The following is a 615-nucleotide window of genomic DNA, read 5'->3' on the forward strand; positions in this document are numbered from 1 at the left end:
CTACGGGTACTTAGATGTTTCAGTTCTCCGCGTTCGCCTCGTTAACCTATGTATTCAGTTAACGATACCTGCAAGCAGGTGGGTTTCCCCATTCGGAAATCCTAGTCTCAAGTGCTTTTTACTAGCTTGACTAGGCTTATCGCAAGTTAATACGTCCTTCATCGCCTCCAACTGCCAAGGCATCCACCGTGTACGCTTAGTCACTTAACCATACAACCCAAACGGGTCTTTGTTTTGTGACAGTTTAACTTCGCCAGAAGTTAATATTGAATACTAAAGTAGATACCAATCAATCATTTCAAAGAAACAATTAAATGGCACTGAATGATACTGCTATCATTCTTTTTTACTTTTGAAAACTCTGTACAAATAACAAATGTCATTCATACGAATTTTATTATCAGCTTTTCCAAATTTTTAAAGAGCATATTAATTAGTTAAACCCACTGGGCAAAACTAACTAACAATCATCTGTGTGGACACTACGAACAAATAAGTTCTAAATCGTATAAGGAGGTGATCCAGCCCCAGGTTCCCCTAGGGCTACCTTGTTACGACTTCACCCCAGTCATGAATCACTCCGTGGTAAACGTCCTCCCGAGGGTTAGACTATCT

Annotated in this window: 2 rRNA genes; both read right to left on the reverse strand. The window is 40.0% G+C overall.

Features of this window, described 5'->3' with window-relative positions:
* A 23S ribosomal RNA gene (locus ADS77_RS21310) occupies window positions 1-210 on the reverse strand; the annotation flags it as partial.
* A gap of 299 nt (window positions 211-509) precedes the next feature.
* Window positions 510-615, reverse strand: a 16S ribosomal RNA gene (locus tag ADS77_RS21315); the annotation flags it as partial.

The sequence above is a fragment of the Pseudoalteromonas porphyrae genome (assembly GCF_001298125.1).
In the GTDB taxonomy this organism is placed as follows: Bacteria; Pseudomonadota; Gammaproteobacteria; order Enterobacterales; family Alteromonadaceae; genus Pseudoalteromonas; species Pseudoalteromonas neustonica.